Source organism: Clavibacter lycopersici (assembly GCF_003576405.1).
Taxonomy (GTDB): Bacteria; Actinomycetota; Actinomycetes; order Actinomycetales; family Microbacteriaceae; genus Clavibacter; species Clavibacter lycopersici.
Map to the genome: position 1 here is coordinate 1 of NZ_QWGT01000454.1, position 876 is coordinate 876.

An 876-nucleotide genomic window follows, 5' to 3' on the forward strand; every position below is an offset into this window, starting at 1 on the left:
TGCCCTGGCGGGCGAGCTCGCCGTAGCCGGTGGAGATGATCCGGGTGGCGGTCCCCGAGGGGGACGAGTACCGGGCACAGCGCGACGCGAGGCCGTCGACGAGCCAGGACCATGCGACGTCGGCGAGGAACGGATCCGTGCCCATGTCGGTCTCGAGCGGCGCCTGCGCGAAGCAGACGATGCGGAAGGCGCCGCCCCATGCGTCCGGCTCCTCGGGGTCGTGCAGGAGGATGAAGCGGCCGGTGCCGAGCTCGGAGTCCGAGGCGTGGCCGGACGGCGAGACGTCGGCGGCCAGCGCCACGGCGTACGGCGCGAGGTTGCTCGACGGCGAGGGGATCTCCGTCAGCACGAGCTCGGACCGCGTCGTGGCTCGACGCAGGGCGTCGAGCGCCGCGCGGAACTCGGGCGGATCCTCGGCACTGTCACGGGTCTCTACCACGTGTGCAGACTATGGTCCGCCGCCCGACCGGCCGGGAGCCACGCCGCGACGCGCACCGGCAGGCGCGGACCGCGATGAGCGCGCGACCAGGGGATCAGCCCCGCCGCACCGCCCAGCGCGCGTAGGTGCGGTGGTCGTCGTCGACGAGCTGCGGGATCGTGATGGAGAACAGCTGCCGCCACTTGCCCGCGCCGTCGAGCGCGGCCGCCTCGTACTGCTGGTCGGGGATGTTCTGCAGCGCCGCCAGGTAGATGAGGAAGTTGAAGCCGACGGTCCACCACACGGTGGTGACGACGACGCTCGTCATGGCGAGGTTCGAGTCCTGCAGCCACGCGGGCTGCGGGAGGCCGAAGGCGCCGGCGATCGCGTTGACGACGCCGAGCTGCGGGTTGTACATCCAGAGCCAGAACAGCGACACGACCGTGGACGCGAGCAGG

General features: G+C 72.0%; 2 protein-coding genes. Both read right to left on the reverse strand.

Annotated elements, in window-relative coordinates; translation table 11 throughout:
* Window positions 1-439, reverse strand: a 439-nt coding sequence (locus tag DZG00_RS15895; RefSeq protein ID WP_119455844.1) for a DUF3000 family protein, incomplete at its 3' end; no start/stop codon positions are given.
* 94 nt (window positions 440-533) lie between these two features.
* Window positions 534-876: carbohydrate ABC transporter permease (locus DZG00_RS15900; protein ID WP_233550178.1), on the reverse strand; the 343-nt coding region annotated here is incomplete at its 5' end.